Genomic DNA, 18,917 nt, shown 5'->3' with positions numbered 1-18,917 from the left:
GTCAAGGGCACCGCTTTTCAGTAAGGCTGTTTCTATGGCCGTTCCGCAACAAAGGGTGAGTAAACTGCCCAATATGAGCGAAACAACCAAACAGCCGTCGGAGCGGATTCTGCCGGAGAAACCGGTCCCGGACCGCCCCGCCACGGACAAGTCCGGGCCGCTGGTCGAGCTGGCCCACGTCGAGAAGCATTTTGGCAGCCTGCATGTCCTCAAGGACATCAATCTGCAGGTCGATACCGGCGAGGTGCTGGTGGTGGTCGGACCCTCAGGCTCCGGCAAGTCCACCATGTGCCGGACCATCAATCGCCTGGAGTCCATCGACTCCGGTGTCATCAGAATCGAGGGGGAGCCCTTGCCTCAGGAGGGGCGCGACCTGGCTCGGCTCAGGGCCGAGGTGGGCATGGTCTTCCAGTCCTTCAACCTGTTCGCCAACAAGACCATCCTGGAGAACATGACCCTGGCGCCCATCAAGGTGCGTCATATGCCCAAGAAGGATGCCGAGGACCTGGCCATGGACCTCTTGGCACGGGTAGGGGTGGAATCCCAGGCCTCCAAGATGCCCTCGCAGCTTTCCGGAGGCCAGCAGCAGCGTGTGGCCATAGCCCGCGCTCTGGCCATGCAGCCCAAGATCATGCTCTTCGATGAGCCCACCTCGGCGTTGGACCCGGAGATGGTCAACGAGGTGTTGGATGTCATGATCCAGCTGGCCCAGGAGGGCATGACCATGATCTGCGTGACCCATGAGATGGGTTTTGCCCGTCAGGCCGCCGACCACATCGTCTTCATGGCCGATGGGCGGATTCTGGAGAAGGACGATCCTGACGACTTCTTCGACCACCCCAAGACCCAGCGGGCCGCCGACTTCCTGTCCAAGATCCTGACCCACTGAAGCAGGAGGGAAGAATATCCGCATGAATGCAAGCATGCATGGCATGGGCCTGCCCCTGAAACGGCTGGCCCGGAATCTGACCGCGATCCTGTGCGCTCTGGGTTGCCTGGTCTCACTGGCGGCCTGTGGTTCCGACAAGGAGGCAGGCAAGATCCGGGTGGGCATCAAGTTCGACCAACCTGGTCTGGGCTTCAAGAAGGCCGGCACCTATGTGGGTTTCGATGTGGATGTGGCCACCTACATCGCCGACAAGCTGGGTTACAGTCCCGACGACATCGTCTGGAAGGAGGCCCCCTCCAAACAGCGGGAGGCCATGCTCCAGAACGGCGACGTAGACATGATTCTAGCCTCCTACTCCATCACTGACGAGCGTAAGCGGGCAGTCTCATTCGCCGGACCCTACATCGTGGCAGGCCAGGACCTGCTGGTGCGCAAGGAGGATCATCAGATCCGTGGTCCCGAGGATCTCAACGGCAAGCGGCTGTGCTCGGTGACCGGATCAACATCTGCTGTCACCGTCAAGAAGCGGTTCGCCAAGGAGGTCCAGCTCATGGAGCAGCCGGGCTACGCAGAATGCGCCACCGCCCTCTTCTCCGGCATTGTCGATGCGGTCACCACCGACGACATCATCCTGGCAGGACTGGCCTCCGCCTCACGTGGAAGACTGCGACTGGTCGGCAAGCCCTTCACCCAGGAGTACTACGGCGTAGGCATCAAGAAAGGCAATACCAAGCTGGCCCATAAGATCAATGCGGCCCTGGCCGACATGGAGACCAACGGCTCCTGGCAGCGGGCGCTGGAGAACAACACCCGGGGCACCCATTACAAACCCGACCCTCGATTCAATCCGCCCAAGCCCACGGAAGGAGAGTGAGATGTCAACCATCATAGAACTGTTCACCGAATACGACATCCCAGCGGCCTTCTGGGTCAATATCCAGCTGACCCTCTGGTCGGCTCTCTTCTCGCTGATCCTGGGCATCATCCTGGTGATCATGCGCATCTCGCCCATCTCCTCCCTGCGCGCCGTCGCCCGAGGCTATGTGGAGTTCTTCCAGAACATGCCACTGACCATCATCATGGTTTTCATGGTCCTGGGTGCCTTTGCACAGCTCAAGATCAGCTTCTCGCCGGAATTCTCCGTCAACTTCTTCTGGCTGGCTGTTACCGGCCTGTCCCTGTACACGGCAGCCTTCGTCTGCGAATCCCTGCGCTCCGGCATCAACACGGTGCCTCTGGGCCAGGCCGAGGCGGCACGTGCTCTGGGGTTGAGCTTCTTCCAGTCGGCCTCGCAGATCATTCTGCCTCAGGCCTTTCGCGGGTCGGTGGCGCCCCTTGGCAACACCCTCATCGCTCTGCTGAAGAACTCCACCGTGGCTGCTGCCGCATCTGTGGCTTCCGAGAGCTCCTCTCTGATGAGCGAGATGATCGAGTTCCATGCCAATGCAATTGTGGCCATCTTCCTGATCTTCGCCTTGGGCTATGTGATTCTGGTGCTGCCCATCGGCGCTTTGACCACGTACCTGTCCAACAAGCTGGCAGTGAGGAGGTGAGCGGCCATGGCACAGGACAATGAGAGCTCGCTGCTCTTCGATCAGCCTGGTCCCAAGGGCCGGCGCACCATACGAATCGTCAACTGGATAGCCGCTGTCATCTTCGCCATCGTGATCATCCTGGTGCTGATGAGGCTGCACAATCCTCCGGATGGGGAGAACCAGCTGAGCTGGGAGCTCTGGCGTCCGGCCTTGGACTATGAAGCCTGGTCGGACTTCTACCTGCCTGGGCTCTGGCTGACCATCAAGGCCTCTGTGGTTGCAGTGATAGGTTCGGTCATCTTTGGGTTCATCTTCGGCATCGGCCGTCTGCTGCCCAATGGGCTGGCAAGGGTGGTCTCAGGAATCATAGTGGAGTTCTGCCGGGCCGTCCCGGTGCTGATGATGATGATCTTCTTCTGGCGCTGGTTCGCATTTGCCGGAGTCAGCCAAGCCTCATACTGGGCCGTCGTGCTGGGTCTGATCCTCTACAACGGCTCCGTGGTGGCGGAGCTGATCCGCTCTGGCGTGGGCAACCTGCCCAGCGGCCAGCGCGAGGCCTCCCTGGCTTTGGGGCTGACCAGGACCCAGTCGCTGATGCAGATCGAGGTTCCGCAGGCCGTATACGCCATGCTTCCGGCGGCCGTGACCCAGCTGGTCGTAGTTCTCAAGGACACGGCTTTGGGCTCCATCATCATGTACACGGATCTGCTGCAGGAATCCCGCCGTCTGGGTTCCATGTACTTCAACATCCTGCAGACCCTGGTGGTGGCTTCGGTGGTCTACTTCTTCGTCTGCTTCCTGCTGTCTTACTTCGCCCGCTGGCTGCCTAAGAAGATGCAGGAGCGCACTGCCGCCCCCGCCGATTTCGTGGAGCCGGCCGCGCCTGTGGCCATCATGGATCCCTCCAATCTCAACCAGATAGCCGTGGCCAAGGAGGTGGACGAGGACCGGTACGGCGGCGCGCCGTTGCAGTACCACGCACACCACCGTGGATCCAATGCATCCATCCAGCACTGGAGGAAGACCCGCTACATCCAGGGTTATGACAGGACCCAGCCCGACACGCTGGTCGATCCGCACAAGGCGAGCCTGGAGATTCCGGACTTTCTCAAGCCTGGACGTGGCGGCCGCTCCGGCGGCGATCAGAAATCCGAAGACAAGACCAGGAAGCAAGGAAAAGGCGGCAGCGACAAAGATGGCAAGAACAGGAGCTGACGAAGAGCTCCTGGCTGCTTTGTTGTCTGGCAGCTTTCCTGGTCTCTAGGCTTAGGAGACGAAGCCAGTGTCCGGCCGGACTTGTGTGCCTGGCCGGATAGACTGGTGGACATGGTCCAAGAACATGCTGATTCCTCAACCGCCTCAACTGACCAGCCTCCCTCCCTAGGCGACCTGGTTCCCGAGGCGGGAGGTCCTCGCAACCTGACTGAGGATCAGATTTATGACCGCTTTTTCTCATGGGTGGCTTCCCGGGGCATCACCCCCTGGCCGCACCAGGAGGAGGCTGTCCTCTCCCTGGTTTCAGGCGACCATGTGATTCTGTCGACCCCGACCGGCTCCGGTAAGTCCATGGTGGCCCTGGCCATGCACTTCATCGCTCTGTGCACTGGGCGGCGCTCCTACTACACGGCTCCCATCAAGGCCCTGGTCTCCGAGAAGTTCTTCGACATGGTTTCGATTCTGGGCCGCGACCGGGTGGGCATGATCACCGGCGATACCCACATCAATACGGATGCTCCGGTCATTTGCTGCACGGCCGAGATCCTGGCAAACCAGGCTTTAAGGGAGGGTCGCCGTGCTGATATCGGCTGCGTGGCCATGGATGAGTTCCACTATTACGGGGATCCTGACCGTGGCTGGGCATGGCAGGTGCCCCTGCTGACCCTGCCCGATGTACAGTTTTTGCTCATGTCGGCCACCTTGGGCGACGTGGATCAGATCGCTCAGGACCTGGAGCGCAAAACCGGGGTGGGTGTTGACGTCGTCGCCGATGCCCCCCGACCGGTGCCTCTGGATTACCGATACGTGGACACCCCTCTGCCTGCGACTGTGGAGACCCTGCTGGCCGATGGGGATTCGCCGGTCTACATCGTTCATTTCTCCCAGGATGCCGCCTTGGAGACGGCTCAGGCCTTGTCCAGCACGGGGGTCTCCGACCGGGGCCAGCGCGACCGGATCAAGGAGGCCATGGCCGGCACCCGCTTCACCACGGCCTTTGGCAGGATTCTGCAGCGGCTGTTGCGTACCGGGGTCGGGGTCCACCATGCAGGCATGCTGCCCAGGTATCGGCGCTTGGTGGAACAGCTGGCCCAGGATGGCCTCCTGCCGGTCATTTGCGGCACAGACACTCTGGGGGTCGGTATCAACGTGCCCATCCACACCGTCCTGCTGACCGGGCTGACCAAGTTCGACGGTTACAAAATGCGCCGTCTGCGAGCCAGGGAATTCCATCAGATCGCAGGCAGGGCCGGACGCATGGGTTTCGATACCAGCGGACTGGTCGTGGCCGAGGCACCTGAATACGAGATAGAGAACGCCAGGGCTGTGGCCAAGGCGGGCAACGACCCCAAGAAGCTCAAGCGGATCAAACGCAAGAAGCCCCAGGAGGGGTTCGTCACCTGGGGCAAGGGGACCTTCGACAAGCTGATCGAGGCCCGTCCCGAGACCCTGACGCCGCACCTGAAGATCACCCACGCCATGGTCCTCAACGAGGTCGATCAGGGCGGGGATGCCAGGAGGCGGGTGGAGGACCTGATCGAGGACTCCCGCCAGACCCCGCAGCAGAAGGAGCATCTGCAGGACCGGGCCGGCGAGATTTTCCAAACCCTGACCGACACCGGGGTCATCGAGACCGAACGGAACCCGGAGGGCGGCCTGGACTACTTCACGACCGTGGATCTGCCCGAGGATTTCGCCCTGGACCAGCCCCTTTCGCCCTTCCTGCTGGCCGCCCTGGAACTGCTGGATCCCGAGGACCCCGATTACGACATGAATCTGCTCTCCATGGTTGAGGCCACTCTGGAGGATCCCCGGCAGATACTCAAGGCCCAGCAGCGGCAGGCCCGCGATGCTGCCATCCAGCAGATGAAGGAGGATGGCCTGGAGTATGAGGAACGGATGGAGCGTCTGCAGGAGGTGACCTGGCCCAAGCCCCTGGAGGAGCTTCTGGGGGAGGCCTTCGACCGCTACCGTAGGGATGTTCCCTGGGCCAACGACTATGAGATCCACCCCAAGTCCGTTCTGCGCGACATGATCGAGACGGCCTCGGACTTCAACGGCTACATCGCCCGCTATGGGATATCCCGGTCGGAGGGGACCTTGCTGCGATACCTGTCCGATGCCTATCGGGCGCTCGGCAGGACGGTTCCCGAAGAGTTCATGGATGAGCAGCTGGAGGACATCCTGGCCTGGCTGGGACTGATCGTGCGCTCGGTGGACTCCAGCCTTGTGGATGAATGGGAGGCTGCAGGCAGGATTGAAAACGGAGATGTCACAAGCGGCTTGGACGCCGCCCCGCCCAAGGTGGAAAATCAGGTGGTGGCAGACCGGCGGGGGCTGACCCTGCTGGTGCGCAATGCCATGTTCCAACGGGTGGAGCTAGTGGCCGCTGACCGGCCGGAGGCCTTGGCCGATCTGGATGCGGACTGGGGCTACGGCCTGCGAGCCTGGAGCGACGCACTGGATGACCTCTACGAGGACCATGAGCAGATCCTGACCGATGCCCAGGCCCGGTCCTCGGACTTCTTCAGCCTGGATGACCGGGACGAGCGTCAGGGGCACACCTGGCGGGCCCAGCAGATCTTCGACGACGTTGAGGACGAGCACGACTGGGGCATCGCCGGCATCGTGGACCTGGACGCCACCCAGGAGAGCGGTCAGGTGTTCTTCAAGGAATACCGGGCGGGTCCCATCGAGGAGCTGATGGACCTATAGACCCGGATCCTTTACAGGACCTTGGAGAGGAAGGACTGCAGCCGAGGGCTCTGCGGGTGGCCGAAGATCTGTTCGGGCGTGCCCTCCTCCTCGATGATTCCAGCGTCGGTGAAGATCACCCTGGAGGAGACCTCACGGGCGAAGGCCATCTCGTGGGTGACCAGGATCATGGTCATGCCGCCCTCAGCCAGAGAACGGATGACTTGGAGCACGTCGCCCACCATCTCCGGATCCAGGGCCGAGGTGGCCTCGTCGAAGAGCATGATATCCGGGTGCATGGCCAGTGCGCGGGCGATAGCCACACGCTGCTGCTGCCCGCCTGACAGGTCCGTGGGCCGCGCATCCGCCTTCTCCTCCAGCCCGACAATCTCCAGCAGGTCCAGGGCCTGCTGCCGGGCATCCTCCTTGGGGGTCTTGTGAAGCATATGGGGGGCCAGCATGATGTTGTCGGCAACGCTCATGTTGGGGAAGAGGTTGAAGTGCTGGAAGACCATGCCCACGTGCTCGCGCAGCTTGTCGATGTTGGTCTTTGGATCGGAAATGTCGATCCCGTAGACGCTGATGGTGCCCGAGGTCGGCATCTCCAGGGCGTTGATGCAGCGCAGCAGGGTGGACTTGCCCGCGCCAGAGGGGCCGATGATTGAGATGACCTCGCCCGGCTTGACCTCCATGTCGATCCCCTTGAGGACCTCGGTGTCGCCGTAGCGCTTGTGCAGGTCGCGGATGGATACGGCCGTCTGGGATTCTCCCTGGTTGCGGCGATTCTGATTTTGACGGATGCGACGGGTCAGTCGTCCGGTGTCCATATCCGGGTCCTCGAAGTTCATCGATGCAGCCTCCTATCGAGCATGTTGGCCATCCAGGTCAGGGCGCTGATGGCGACGAAGTAGATGACGCCCACCATGAACAGGGTTTCGGTCACGCGGAAGTTGGCCGCGTAGATCTGCTGGGCCTGATAGAGCAGTTCGCCGAAGCCGATGGCCAGCAGCAGGGAGGAGTCCTTGAGCATGATGACCAGCTGGTTGATGATGGATGGCGTGGCGATTCTGACGGCCTGGGGCAGGATGACCCTGCGCAGGGCCATGCGACGTGTCAGGCCCAGGCTGCGGGCTCCCTCCATCTGCCCGACATCCACCGATTCGATGGCTCCACGCACGATCTCCACCAGGTAGGCTCCAGAGTTCAGGGACAGGGTCAGCGCACCCGCCAGCCAGATGCTGATGCGGTGACCGATCAGCTGGGGGACGCCCAGGTAGAAGAAGAAGGCCCAGACCAGGACGGGTGTGCCCCTGAAGACCGCCACGTAGATCCGGGCGATCCAGGACAGGATCCGGTTGGGGCTTATCCGCCACAATCCTAGGATGATGCCGATGGCCAGGGCGATGACGAAGGATATGGCCGTGATGGCCAGGGTGTTGCGCAGGCCCAGCATCAGGGAGGGGAAGGCCTGGCGGACCAGCTCGAAGAATCCTGGCCGGGAGGCGGGGGCGCTCTTGCTGGACTGGCCGCTGCCCACATAGGAATCGACCAGCTGTTTATAGCTGCCGTCGGCCTTCATCTTGGCTAGACCTTCGTTGAAAGCGGCCACGAACTCCTTATTCTCGCCCTTGCGGACGGCCGCCCCGTAGGAGGCACCAGGCTCCTTCTTGGTCACGGTCTTCAGCCCGTTGCCCTGGGCGATCCCGTAAGCCAGGACCGGGTAGTCGTCAATGACCGCTTGCGCGTTGCCGGACTTGACCATCTCATACATGGTGGAGGACTGGTCCACCGCCTTGACGCTAAATCCGTACTGGTCTGCCCGTTGCTTGGCGAAAGCCTCGCCCTCGCTGCCGGTCTTGACAGCCACCACGCTGCCTCGCAGATCTTTGTAGCTGTGGATTTGGTCGTTGTCCTGGGCGATGGCCATCTGCACACCGGAGTCGAAATATGGATCGGTGAAGTCGTAGACCTGCTTGCGCTGGTCGGTGATGGTCATGCCGGCTATGACCACATCGGCCTGCTGGGAGTTCAAGGCCTGGAGGGCGGCGTTGAAGCCCAGGGACTGGATCTGCACCGAAAAGCCCTCGATGTCGGCGATCTTGCGGATCAGATCCATGTCGATGCCGACCAGATTTCCGGAGGAGTCTCTGAATTCGAAGGGGGCAAAGGTGGTGTCGGTGGCGACGCGGAAGGTACGTCCGTGGACCGCCTGCGCGGCGGGGGAGTCCTGGGCTGCCTGCGCCGGCGTGGCCAGGGGGGCGACGATCAGGGCTGACAGCCCTAGGACCAAGGCCAGCAGGCCGACGGCCCACCTGCCTGGACCCGATGTCCATCCCTGGCGAACATGCTTGGCGATCACTGGCGATTCTCCTTATTGTTCCGACCTGTGCCGGTCCCGGTTTTTCCAGACGGCAGGCTTTGCTGCTGCCTATGGCCTTCCTGAAGATATCCAGGCTGATGACCAGTAAACTGTACACATACCGTGTTTCCGGAACCCAACTACGCGCTGGGCGATACGGCCATACGAGTTTCCAGTCTAGCGCGTTCGTCCTTCTGATTGCGGCAGATGCTGGCTTATGCTGGTGAGGCGGGGAGCCATAGGGGCCCCGGGGAATGAGGTATTGCAGATGGTTGATGATCTCTTCCAGACGGCGGATCCCCCCGAGGAGCATACCCTGCCTCTGGCGGTCAGGATGCGGCCCAGGAGTCTGGACGAAGTGGTCGGCCAGGATAAGGTCACAGCTCCCGGAACACCGCTGGAGCGGCTGGCCCGGTCGGATCCAAAGAACACATTGACCGCTCCCAGTTCGGTCATTCTTTTTGGCCCTCCCGGAGTGGGCAAGACCACCTTGGCCTATATCGTGGCTCGACAGTCCGGGCGGCATTTTGAGGAGCTTTCGGCCGTCACCTCGGGGGTCAAGGAGGTTCGGCAGGTCCTCGCCCAGGCTCGGGAGCGGCTGGTCAGCCAGGGGCAGGAGACGGTCCTCTTTATCGATGAGGTCCACCGCTTTTCCAAGTCCCAGCAGGATGCCCTGTTGCCCAGCGTGGAGAACCGTGATGTGACTTTTATCGCAGCCACCACGGAGAATCCCAGTTTTTCGGTCATTTCGCCACTGCTATCGCGCTCGGTGGTGGTCAAACTGGAGGCCCTGGACGACCAGGACCTGGCCAAGCTGGTTCGCAGGGCCGTCAAGGACCAGCGTGGACTCAAGGACCAGGTACGGCTGGATCCCCAGGCCTTGGAACAGATTGTGAGTTTTTCCGGTGGGGACGCCCGTCGGGCCTTGACCATTTTGGAGGCTGCGGCTGGGGCCGTTACCGAGGACGGGGCTCGTGCCAAGGGGGCGCGTCGGCCGCTGATCAATGCCAAGGTGGTCTCCTCGGTCTTGGATGTGGCCGCTGTCCGCTATGACAAGAAAGGCGACGATCACTATGATGTAGCCTCGGCCTTCATCAAATCCATGCGGGGATCCGACGTGGATGCGGCCCTGCACTACCTGGCCCGGATGATCCGGGCAGGCGAGGATCCCCGCTTCATCGCCCGACGGATTATGATCGCCTCCGCCGAGGAGGTGGGCATGGCCTCTCCGGAGGTACTGGAGATCACGGTAGCGGCAGCTCAGGCCGTGGCCATGGTGGGTATGCCAGAGGCCCGGCTGATCCTGGCCGAGGCGGTCATCGCCGTGGCCACTGCGCCCAAGTCGAACGCATCCTATCTGGCCATCAATCAGGCCTTGGAGGACGTGGATGCCGGGCATATCGGCCAGGTTCCTCTGCATCTGCGCAACGCTCCTACCAAGCTGATGAAGGCTTGGGGCAACCACGAGGGCTATCAGTATGCCCACGATGCGCCGGATGCAGTGGCGCCCCAGCAGTACATGCCGGACGAACTGGTCGGACGACGCTACTACCACCCCAATGATCGGGGATACGAGCGTAAGCTGGGTCCACGTCTGGAGGCCATCAGGGCCATCCTGGACAGGGCTGCCGGGCTGGAGGGAAACGCCGGGTCTGGGCAATGACTGTCCAGACTCCTATACTGAAACACCCAATAGACGTTGAGCAGCCACACAATGACCGAGACGCCGCAGGGTCCAGGCTTTCCATATTGACAGTCGCCATGCTCCCACAAGGAGCCCGCCGCCGTCGGCAGGTCTGGCATGGACGTATGGGGCATGCCTGCCTCATGCACGGGCGCGAGGGTGACGATGTCGACAGCGGTCATTGACAATGCAGACATATCCGAACAATCGAAGGGCCTCGGCATGGCCGAGGACGACCTGGCGGTCCGCGAGATTACCCGGCGAGTAGACAATGCTCGTGAATCGGCTACTTTTTACAAGATCGTGGCCCTGGTGGCCGCGGGAATGCTCATGGACAGCATCGATGTCTATGTGGGCAGCGCAGTAGCCAGTTCGGCATTGAGCACCGGGTGGTCCACGGTCGCCCAGAATTCCCTCTTCCTGTCGGCTGGTTTTCTGGGGCTCCTGATGGGCTCGCTTCTGGCCGGGTTCATCGGAGACCTGCGGGGACGCAAGACCGCCTATCAGATCAATCTGCTGCTCTTCGGGGGCTTTACCCTGCTGGGCGCTCTGGCTCCAAATATGGCCGTCCTCTCTGTCTGCCGTCTGGGGGCTGGCCTGGGGTTGGGCGCCGAGATCGTCACAGGCTTCTCCATGGTCAACGAATTTGCTCCCATTAAGCATCGTGGCCGTTGGAGCGCCATCGTCTCGCTGGTGGCCAACACCGGAGTGCCCTTGGCCATGCTCCTGTGCGCCTGGATCATTCCACGTTGGTCCTGGCGGCCGCTGTTCGTGGGTATTGGTCTTGCAGCTGCACTGATCTGGTACCTGCGGCGTGACATCCCCGAGTCTCCTCGCTGGCTTGCCCTGCACGGGCGGATGGACGAGGCCGTCCAAGTGGTCGAGCTTCTGGAAGCCGATAATGGTCAGGCGGAGTCAGGCTCTGGCTCTGTCAGCGGCTCCGCATCTGTCGCGAAAAATGCGGACGTTGAGGCACCTGCCAAGGCATCAGGTAGCGTGGTTCGCGGCCTGATTGTGGCTACTGTGGCGGTTTCAGCCACCAATGTCTGCTCCTATGCCTTCACCTCCTGGGTGCCTACCATCCTGCTCAAGCGAGGCATAGATCTGAGCGGATCCCTGTGGATCAGCACTCTGATGATGCTGGGAGCGCCTCTGGGCTGCCTGATCGGATCCTTGCTTCTGGACCGGATAGGACGCAAGCGGATCATCGTCACGGCCTTCCTGCTGACGGCGGTCTTCGGTCTGCTCTACGCTGCGCAGACCAGCCAGGTAACGGCCATCCTGGTGGGCATCCTGCTGATGGCCAGCCTCTACGTCCTCATGTCTTCGGTGGTGGCCGTCTATGCGCCTGAGCTCTTCCCGACCACGGTCCGCTTCCGCTGCGTGGGCATTGCCAATGCCGTTGCCAAGCTCTGCAATGTGCTTATGCCTGTGCTTATCGGCGCCATGCTCAATGCATGGGGGAGTACCTCAATATTCGTCACCATCAGTTTGGTGGCGCTGGCCTCCATGCTGGTTGTTGGACTGATGGGCTGGGAGACGTCTGGCCGCTCGGTAGGATGATAGCGGCCGATTCAAGGGCGTAAAGAGTCTAAAAAACAAAAGGCCTGGCATGAGCCTGGTACCGTCGAGTGGCGGCCAAGGGATCGGCCAGGCCCTTTCTCAGTAATAGAGATCAGAGCTGATTGGCCAGGAGCCGGTTGTAAACGCAACGCAGCTCGGTTTGGAAGGTCTCGGGGTCGATATCGGGATTCTGCTTGAACAGGTCCGTCCACCAGTTATTGACCGACCTGATCCGTCTGCGAGCTATGTCCGCGCCTGACCTGGTCAGAGCAATGATATTGACCCGGTGATCGGCTGGGTTCTGTTCACGGCTGACTAGTCCCCGGGCTTTCAAGGCTTTCAGATCCCGGGCAAGCAGACTGGGGTCCACACACAGGTCCCGGGCTATCTGGCGCTGGCTGAGGCCAGGATGATCATAGAGATATACGATCAGATCACCCTGCGTGCCCCGTAAGGTGGATTCGCCCGCGTATTGGCTGGCATCGTTGCGTGCATGCCGGTAAATTCCGGCTATACAGGTGCTCAGGTTGTGGTAGTGGCTCTTTTTCAACATTGTTGCTGCCCCCTAGCTGGTAAGGAAGATCAAAGAGTTCGGCGGGCACGACTGACCGTATAACCGCATAGACCCCTTCGGCGCCGTTCCCCTTCCAGGCCTATTCCTGCATGTCCCTAGCCACGGCCCAGCATGGACGGCACTTTTTCATCATATCAATACCGTCGACACCATGGGGATGGTCCACGATAGGGATATGAGCCAGGAAGGCTATGATTTTTCGGTGTCGCACCTGCTCCATCCCTGCCACAGCCGGCCATGGAGGCTTCCCTGTCTTCTTCAGTCTCTTGGGCCAAGAGTGATTGTCTCTCTCCATGGCCAGTCAGAGTCAGGGACTATCACCGTCATTGCTCCACGGTATGCTGAGATATTCCATTTTGCGGCGGGATCTGGAAAGGACTGGCATGCGGGTACTGGACTTCGACGGCACCATCTACGATGGCGAGAGTCTGCTTGACTTCTACCTGTTTACTGCCCGCAAGGATCCGCGGGTGCTGCCCTACCTGCCGGTCGCCCTCTTCTACGCCGTACGCTATCGTCTGGGCCGGGTCACTCTGGAGCAGCTGAACTCGGCCATGCGTCGGGTGGGTTCACGTTACCTGCGTCGGTTGACCTCGCGTCCCGGCTTTGACATGGACCGGCTGGTCAGCCAGTTCTGGGATGCCAACATGCACAAGATCATGGATTGGTATACCCCTAGGACTGACGACGTGGTGGTCACTGCCTCCTTCGACCTGGTGGCGGGAGAGGCCTGTCGCCGACTGGGCATTACCCGCTGCATAGGCTCCACCCTGGATTTGGAATCCCTGACCGTAGGCTACCTCAACTTCGGACCTGACAAGCCCCTGCATTTTCAGCGTCTCCTAGGCCAGGAGACGGCCGTTGACGCCTTCTATACCGATTCGGCTTTCGACCTGCCCATGATTGATCTTGCGCGGCGGGCCTATCTGGTTGAACATGGCCGGGTTCGGCGCATCAAATAGACCAAACCTGTTCATTCCCGCCATGACCTGTCGGCGGGTTCGTTCCAGACCAACCCTGCTATCGTTCTGCTTAGAAGCAAGAGTGCATAATGGTATGCCAAGAACGAGGAGGGCTTCTTGTGAAAGAGCCGGCCACGATACTGATTGTCGATGATGACAGGGATCTGGGCGAGATGCTGTCGATAGTGCTGCAGACGAAGTCCTATAGGCCGGTGATCTGTACGGATGGATCCAGGGCAGTGGAGATATTCCCTACGGTGGAACCTGACCTGGTGCTTTTGGACATCATGCTTCCCGGCATGGATGGGATCGGCATCGCCCGCTGGATAAGGTCCAGATCCAATGTTCCCATCATCATGCTGACGGCCAAATCCGATACCAAGAACATCGTCGAGGGTCTGGAGGCTGGAGCCGACGACTATGTGGTCAAGCCCTTCAGCACGGACGAGCTCCTGGCCAGGATCCATGCCCGTCTGCGCCCGGTCTCAGCTCGCGCTGATCAGGATGGACAGGGATTGCCGACCCTTGTCCACGGCCTGATAGAGATCAATCGGCAGGAGCACACTGCAGTCAAGAGGGGCAGTCAGCTTTCCCTGACTCCTACTGAGTTCGAGCTGCTCTATGTGTTGGCATCACACCCAGGTGAAGTGCTCAGCCGGGCAGAGCTGCTGCGAAAGGTCTGGGACTATCAGGACATGGGCGATACCCGACTGGTCAACGTTCATGTACAACGTCTCAGACAGAAGATCGAAGACGATCCGGAAAACCCCAGAATCATCGAGACGGTTCGGGGGATCGGCTACAAGTATGCTGCTGAGCAGCCGGGATCATGAGCAGTCGCACGAAGCCTAGGAGCCCGTCCATAGTCAAGGTTTCCTTGGGCAGGCTCTACAAAACGGTCAGGGGCTCCCTGCAGATACGCATGGTCCTTTTGGCGACGATTTCTGCACTGCTGATTGGCATCGTCTTCATGACAGCCTCCCTGTATTCAGTCCGGGCCTCCCTTTTGAACCAGGTTCTGCGGCAAGCGCAGGCCGACTTTGCTGCAGAACTGAACAGGGCTCAGGGGGGTCTTGACTCGGCAGACATCTCCGGCGACGAGGGAAGCTACCAGAAATTGGTGGTCAATATGGCGGCCAACGTCCAGAACGAAGGGGCGCCCAACATGGTCGGGGTCTTCATCTGGCCGGACGATTCCACGGCGCGCAGGTTCGTCCCCGTATCAACGGCCCCAGGGGATAGCGACCTGATCAGTCCGGAAATCAGGAATGCTGTCGCTTCCAATGGCAGTCACTCATACTCGCAGATGATCAATACGGCAGACAAGGGTCAATATCCAGTACCAGGCATCGTCATGGGGTCCATGCTGAAGCCGACCACCACCGGGGGAATTGAGTTCTATGCCATCTACTCCTTTGCAGACCAGCAGCGATCCGTCCTCTCCGTGCAGATGGCGCTTCTTGCGGTGAGCGTGGTAACCAGCGTCATGATGGGTATCATCGTATTCCTGGCCCTTCACTCCGTTATCCGACCGGTGACCAAGGTAGCTGGAGCCGCCAAGGGACTGGCTCAGGGGGAGTCGGATATCCGTGTCACCGAGGACCGGACCGATGAGCTGGGCACCCTGCAGCGTTCCTTCAATGTCATGGCCGATTCCATCAATGAAAAGATCGGCCAGTTGGAAGAAGCTGAGGCTTATCAGCGCAGGTTCGTATCAGATGTCAGTCATGAGCTCCGAACGCCGGTCACCACTATTCGCATGGCCACGGACCTGCTCTTCAAGAGCCGGGACGATCTGGATCCCAGCAAACGCAGGACCGTGGAGTTGCTGGACAAGCAGGTGTCGCGTTTCGCCAGCATGCTTGAGGATCTTCTCGAGATATCCAGGTACGAGGCTGGCCAGACATCGCTGAATCCGGACCTGTGCGACGCATGCGATCTGGTACGCAACGTGGTCCAGCAGGTTGCCCAGATAGCCCGGACGAAAGGTGTCAGCGTGAATGCGATCCTTCCCGACTGCAGGGTGATGATCAGCGTAGACGTCAGTCGCTGCACTTCGATTCTGCGCAATCTGGTCAACAATGCCATCGATTTTGCCGAGGACGGCCCTGTGCAGCTGCGCTTGGCCGCCTCGGACCGTAGTGTGGTGTTCAGCGTGCGCGACTGGGGAACCGGCATTGCTACCGAGGATTTGACTCATATATTCGAACGGTTCTGGCGGGCCGATCCGTCACGGTCTCGGTTGACGGGCGGTACAGGTCTGGGGCTGTCTATAGCAATGGACAATGCCAATCTCATGCACGGCCTGCTGGAGGTGCGCTCGCAGGTTGGTCGGGGCACCTGGTTTCTGCTGACCTTGCCCAGGGACGTCTCCGGGCGATTGGATCCGGAGAGCGTTCCGGTACGCTTCCGACCTGGACGAGGCCTGGATGCGGAAGGCTCTTTTGCGAAGGATCGATCATGAGTATTTTCAGACGGTTCCGCTGGCCTGGTTGCTTTCATCCGCTACGGAATCTGGGGCTGTGTGCCGCCCTGGTAGTTGTCCTGGTCGCAGGAGGATGCTCCAACCCACTCGGGCTGCCTACCTCCGGGTCGGTCCGTCAGCTCAGTCCCATCGAGAATCAGCAGCACCGCGTCTTTTCCTCTCCGGAAGGTCCTGTGGACGGGGCCGGGCCAGAGAGCATTGTCAGGGGCTTCCTTGCGGCTCTGCCTACCGGCATTCAAAGCGATGGCTTCGCTGTTGCCAAATCCTACATGACCAAGAAGGCCTTTGAGGGTTGGGACTTCAATGCTTCCGTATCGATATACAAGGGTTCCCCGGTCTATGACCGCTTGGATGACGAGAACGGCGGGAAGGCAACTGCTCTTGACCTGACTACTGACTGCATCGGGTCCCTGGACGCCCATGGGATATTCTCTGCTACTGACCAGGGTGGCGGTTCGGTGGACATGACCAACAGGTTTGAGCTTGCTAAAGTTCGTGGCCAATGGCGGATCAACAAGGCCCCGTCCGGGATAGTGATCTCTTCGGATGACTTCATGCAGGTCTACCGTCAGGTCGTCATCTATCAATTTTCCTTTGCCAAGGGCGTGCCGGTGCCTGACAACCGCTGGTTCGGCTGGAGGAACTGGAGGACGTTGGCTCTCAAGGAGCTGCTCAAGGGGCCCCCGGACTGGATGGGGGATTCAGTGACGAACTTCAATACTGCCAAGGTTTCCCTGGCGGTCGACGCAGTGCAGCAGGTCAAAGGGCGCATGGAGGTAAGCCTCAGCAACTCCTTTGCCTCCCTGAGCAACGAGAACAGGGCTATCCTGGTCCATCAAATGAGGATGCTGCTGGGCGACGGCAATGGTGAGGTTGATCTGCGCGTGGTAGACGCATCAGGGATTGATTACTCCCACGCGGATGATGACTTGACCATGGCTTCAGGGCAGACGTCCAATCGCATCTACAGTCTGGGCAGCAGCGGGGTGGTCGGCTTCAACTCCTCGAACCTGATTAGGATCGGACAGCCTCCTGTCTTTCACGAGCCCAAGGGGCTGGTCTTTTCCTCCAATGGCGGCGCGCTTCTTTCTGATCAGGGTCAGGTCACCTGTCTAAAGCCCGATGCGTCATCCTGCGGGAAACTGTTTGCCGGTACGCCTATTGCTGCCATAGCGGGCAGCCTCACCGATGAGGTCTGGGCCGTCAGGCAGAGTGATTCTGCCATTTTGGTCGAAACAGGCAAGTCGGGCGTTCTGGAATTCGCTCTGCCCTGGCTTCATGGCCGGCGTGTGGTTGCCCTGGCTTTGGCTCCTGAGGGACAGCGTCTATGCCTGGTGCTTGACGACGATTCGCAGGGCATGAACACCCTGGTCATGCTGGGTATCGTCCGAGGCGAAAATCAGCGACCAAAAGGCTTGAGCGACCATATCCAGGTCATCGCCCGGCACACGGGCATCAGGACCTTGACTTTCTACAACGACAACACCCTGGTCTATAAGGACGGTGAAATGGATGCAGGAGGCCATTCCCAGATCGCCCCTGGTCCGGAGACGATCCAGCATCTGCCGGCTGGAACCACGGGCCTGGCCGCAGGACAGGTCAATCAGATGCAGAGCCTGATCGCATTAGACCATACAGGCATTGTTCATTGCTTGTCGGGAGCCCTGGAGGGCATGTGGTACATCATTGATTCTCAGGTGGATACGGTCACCAGCGGCAGGTGAAGGACGAGGGAGGGCCAGGATCGCCTGAGGCCTGGTCCCAGTGGAGCTGAACTGTTATCGATTTGTTATCACTGCGCCTTGAGGTCGGCAAGAGGAAAAACGATACTGAAAATCGTGGACGTCATCATCGATGATCATAATGCTGTGGCCTCGATGCTGACTACTCAAGGAGGAGAACAATGAACAAAGTACTGAAGAAGGCGCTGACCATCGCCACGGCCTCGGCTGCGGTCCTGGCCATGGGAGCTTGCGGTTCTTCCGGATCCAGCTCCAGCAAGGGCGGCGACAAGCAGAAGACCATCGGTTTTGTTGCCGTAGGTCCAGAGGGCGGTTTCCGAACGGCCAACGAGAACGACCTGAAGAAGGCTTTCAAGAATGCCGGATTCAACATGATCTATTCACCGACCCAGAACAACGATCAGCAGAAGCAGATCCAGGCCTTCAACAAGTTCGTCAATGACGAGGTTGATGCCATCGTCCTGTCCTCCACCGAGGACAGCGGATGGGATGAGTCTCTGAAGAAGGCCAAGGAGGCCGAGATCCCGGTCTTCCTGGTCGACCGTAACGTGCAGACCAAGGACGAGAGCCTGGTCGCATCCCACATCGGGCCTTCCAACGAGTGGGCAGGGCAGCAGGCGGCAGAGTTCGTCAACAAGAACTTCGCTAATGGAGCCAATGGCCTGATTCTGGAGGGGCCTGCCGGTCTGTCGGTGGTCAAGGACCGTCAAAAGGGCTGGGATTCCAAGATCGGTGGCAACATCAAGGTTCTGGAGAGCCAGTCGGCCAACTGGTCCACTGACGAGGCCAAGACCGTCACAGCAGGTCTGCTTGACAAGTACAAGAGCCAGAATGTCCAGTTCATCTTCTCCCAGAACGATGAGATGGGCCTGGGCGCTGCACAGGCTGTCGATGCCGCAGGTCTTAAGGGCAAGGTCAAGATCATCACCATCGATGGCACCAAGCCAGCTCTGAAGGCTCTGATTGACGGCGATCTGTCGCTGGTAATCGAGTACAACCCGCTCTTCGGCGAAACGACCGCCAAGACCGTTAAGGATTATTTGGACGGCAAGAAAGTCAAGAAGAACATCGTCATTGATTCGAAGGTCTTCACCGCCGACGAGGCCAAGAAGGTCATCGATTCCAGAGCGTACTGATCTATCGCTGATCGCATAGGACACAGGACGGCGCACCCGGGAAGGTTGCGGTACGCCGTTTTTCATGGGCGGGAAAGGG

Annotated in this window: 15 protein-coding genes; 12 read left to right on the top strand and 3 right to left on the bottom strand. The window is 60.2% G+C overall.

All coding sequences use genetic code 11. From position 1 onward, the window contains the following. Window positions 1-73 precede the first annotated feature (73 nt). The 5 genes from ACGG9J_RS01875 to ACGG9J_RS01855 all read left to right on the top strand — a co-directional run bounded on the left by ACGG9J_RS01875 (window position 74) and on the right by ACGG9J_RS01855 (window position 6,354). Complete coding sequence (locus ACGG9J_RS01875) at window positions 74-889, top strand: amino acid ABC transporter ATP-binding protein (protein ID WP_390133101.1); 816 nt, start codon at window positions 74-76, stop codon at window positions 887-889. Window positions 890-932: 43 nt separating this feature from the next. Next, window positions 933-1,763, top strand: a complete 831-nt coding sequence (locus ACGG9J_RS01870; protein WP_390135279.1) for a glutamate ABC transporter substrate-binding protein — start codon at window positions 933-935, stop codon at window positions 1,761-1,763. Window position 1,764: 1 nt separating this feature from the next. Continuing rightward, window positions 1,765-2,442, top strand: a complete 678-nt coding sequence (locus ACGG9J_RS01865) for an amino acid ABC transporter permease (protein WP_390133099.1) — start codon at window positions 1,765-1,767, stop codon at window positions 2,440-2,442. 6 nt (window positions 2,443-2,448) lie between these two features. Beyond that, entirely contained in the window at window positions 2,449-3,639 is a 1,191-nt protein-coding gene (locus ACGG9J_RS01860) for an amino acid ABC transporter permease (protein ID WP_390133097.1), read from the top strand. Window positions 3,640-3,750: 111 nt separating this feature from the next. Continuing rightward, a complete protein-coding gene (locus tag ACGG9J_RS01855; RefSeq protein WP_390133095.1) occupies window positions 3,751-6,354 on the top strand; it encodes a DEAD/DEAH box helicase in 2,604 nt (867 codons plus the stop codon). Between the two features lie 11 nt (window positions 6,355-6,365). On the opposite strand, the gene ACGG9J_RS01850 is transcribed toward ACGG9J_RS01855, so the two are convergent. Together ACGG9J_RS01850 and ACGG9J_RS01845 are read right to left on the bottom strand one after the other, a co-directional pair. Continuing rightward, window positions 6,366-7,181 (bottom strand): amino acid ABC transporter ATP-binding protein, encoded by an 816-nt coding sequence (locus tag ACGG9J_RS01850; protein WP_390133093.1) that lies wholly within the window; start codon window positions 7,179-7,181, stop codon window positions 6,366-6,368. After that, window positions 7,178-8,692 carry an amino acid ABC transporter substrate-binding protein/permease gene (locus tag ACGG9J_RS01845; protein WP_390133091.1) on the bottom strand — a complete coding sequence of 505 codons (1,515 nt, stop codon included), beginning with the start codon at window positions 8,690-8,692 and terminating at the stop codon, window positions 7,178-7,180. The genes ACGG9J_RS01850 and ACGG9J_RS01845 overlap by 4 nt, the downstream gene beginning before the upstream one ends. Before the next feature lie 268 nt (window positions 8,693-8,960). On the opposite strand from ACGG9J_RS01845, the gene ACGG9J_RS01840 reads away from it, so the two are divergent. Together ACGG9J_RS01840 and ACGG9J_RS01835 are read left to right on the top strand one after the other, a co-directional pair. Further along, window positions 8,961-10,355, top strand: coding sequence for a replication-associated recombination protein A (locus ACGG9J_RS01840; protein ID WP_390133089.1), 1,395 nt, complete (start codon window positions 8,961-8,963; stop codon window positions 10,353-10,355). Between the two features lie 243 nt (window positions 10,356-10,598). Continuing rightward, window positions 10,599-11,939 (top strand): MFS transporter, encoded by a 1,341-nt coding sequence (locus ACGG9J_RS01835; protein WP_390133088.1) that lies wholly within the window; start codon window positions 10,599-10,601, stop codon window positions 11,937-11,939. 112 nt (window positions 11,940-12,051) lie between these two features. Here ACGG9J_RS01835 and ACGG9J_RS01830 read toward each other — a convergent pair whose 3' ends face one another. Then, window positions 12,052-12,492 carry a MarR family winged helix-turn-helix transcriptional regulator gene (locus ACGG9J_RS01830; RefSeq protein ID WP_390133086.1) on the bottom strand — a complete coding sequence of 147 codons (441 nt, stop codon included), beginning with the start codon at window positions 12,490-12,492 and terminating at the stop codon, window positions 12,052-12,054. Between the two features lie 404 nt (window positions 12,493-12,896). On the opposite strand from ACGG9J_RS01830, the gene ACGG9J_RS01825 reads away from it, so the two are divergent. The 5 genes from ACGG9J_RS01825 (at window position 12,897) to ACGG9J_RS01805 (ending at window position 18,838) form a co-directional block, all read left to right on the top strand. After that, complete coding sequence (locus ACGG9J_RS01825) at window positions 12,897-13,475, top strand: haloacid dehalogenase-like hydrolase (protein WP_390133084.1); 579 nt, start codon at window positions 12,897-12,899, stop codon at window positions 13,473-13,475. Window positions 13,476-13,594: 119 nt separating this feature from the next. Continuing rightward, window positions 13,595-14,308: an MtrAB system response regulator MtrA gene (gene mtrA, locus ACGG9J_RS01820; RefSeq protein ID WP_390133082.1), complete on the top strand. Its 714-nt coding sequence runs from the start codon at window positions 13,595-13,597 to the stop codon at window positions 14,306-14,308. Continuing rightward, window positions 14,305-15,939 (top strand): MtrAB system histidine kinase MtrB, encoded by a 1,635-nt coding sequence (mtrB, locus tag ACGG9J_RS01815; protein WP_390133080.1) that lies wholly within the window; start codon window positions 14,305-14,307, stop codon window positions 15,937-15,939. The genes mtrA and mtrB overlap by 4 nt, the downstream gene beginning before the upstream one ends. Next, window positions 15,936-17,684 carry a hypothetical protein gene (locus ACGG9J_RS01810; RefSeq protein ID WP_390133078.1) on the top strand — a complete coding sequence of 583 codons (1,749 nt, stop codon included), beginning with the start codon at window positions 15,936-15,938 and terminating at the stop codon, window positions 17,682-17,684. Before mtrB ends, ACGG9J_RS01810 begins: the two co-directional genes overlap by 4 nt. A 179-nt stretch (window positions 17,685-17,863) precedes the next feature. Beyond that, complete coding sequence (locus tag ACGG9J_RS01805; protein ID WP_390133076.1) at window positions 17,864-18,838, top strand: ABC transporter substrate-binding protein; 975 nt, start codon at window positions 17,864-17,866, stop codon at window positions 18,836-18,838. Window positions 18,839-18,917 lie beyond the last annotated feature (79 nt).

Origin of the sequence: Bifidobacterium apicola (genome assembly GCF_042846865.1) — a bacterium.
Classification (GTDB): domain Bacteria; phylum Actinomycetota; class Actinomycetes; order Actinomycetales; family Bifidobacteriaceae; genus Bombiscardovia; species Bombiscardovia apicola.
Note: the sequence above shows the minus strand (reverse complement) of the source record. Positions and strands in the feature narration are given on the sequence as shown.

What these genes read in the sequence shown, in the direction of transcription:
- ACGG9J_RS01875 (WP_390133101.1), top strand. Translation starts at nt 74, where the DNA reads ATGAGCGAAACAACCAAACAGCCGTCGGAGCGGATTCTGCCGGAGAAA.
- ACGG9J_RS01870 (WP_390135279.1), top strand. Translation starts at nt 933, where the DNA reads ATGGGCCTGCCCCTGAAACGGCTGGCCCGGAATCTGACCGCGATCCTG.
- ACGG9J_RS01865 (WP_390133099.1), top strand. Translation starts at nt 1,765, where the DNA reads ATGTCAACCATCATAGAACTGTTCACCGAATACGACATCCCAGCGGCC.
- ACGG9J_RS01860 (WP_390133097.1), top strand. Translation starts at nt 2,449, where the DNA reads ATGGCACAGGACAATGAGAGCTCGCTGCTCTTCGATCAGCCTGGTCCC.
- ACGG9J_RS01855 (WP_390133095.1), top strand. Translation starts at nt 3,751, where the DNA reads ATGGTCCAAGAACATGCTGATTCCTCAACCGCCTCAACTGACCAGCCT.
- ACGG9J_RS01850 (WP_390133093.1), bottom strand. Translation starts at nt 7,181, where the DNA reads ATGAACTTCGAGGACCCGGATATGGACACCGGACGACTGACCCGTCGC.
- ACGG9J_RS01840 (WP_390133089.1), top strand. Translation starts at nt 8,961, where the DNA reads ATGGTTGATGATCTCTTCCAGACGGCGGATCCCCCCGAGGAGCATACC.
- ACGG9J_RS01835 (WP_390133088.1), top strand. Translation starts at nt 10,599, where the DNA reads ATGGCCGAGGACGACCTGGCGGTCCGCGAGATTACCCGGCGAGTAGAC.
- ACGG9J_RS01830 (WP_390133086.1), bottom strand. Translation starts at nt 12,492, where the DNA reads ATGTTGAAAAAGAGCCACTACCACAACCTGAGCACCTGTATAGCCGGA.
- ACGG9J_RS01825 (WP_390133084.1), top strand. Translation starts at nt 12,897, where the DNA reads ATGCGGGTACTGGACTTCGACGGCACCATCTACGATGGCGAGAGTCTG.
- mtrB (WP_390133080.1), top strand. Translation starts at nt 14,305, where the DNA reads ATGAGCAGTCGCACGAAGCCTAGGAGCCCGTCCATAGTCAAGGTTTCC.
- ACGG9J_RS01810 (WP_390133078.1), top strand. Translation starts at nt 15,936, where the DNA reads ATGAGTATTTTCAGACGGTTCCGCTGGCCTGGTTGCTTTCATCCGCTA.
- ACGG9J_RS01805 (WP_390133076.1), top strand. Translation starts at nt 17,864, where the DNA reads ATGAACAAAGTACTGAAGAAGGCGCTGACCATCGCCACGGCCTCGGCT.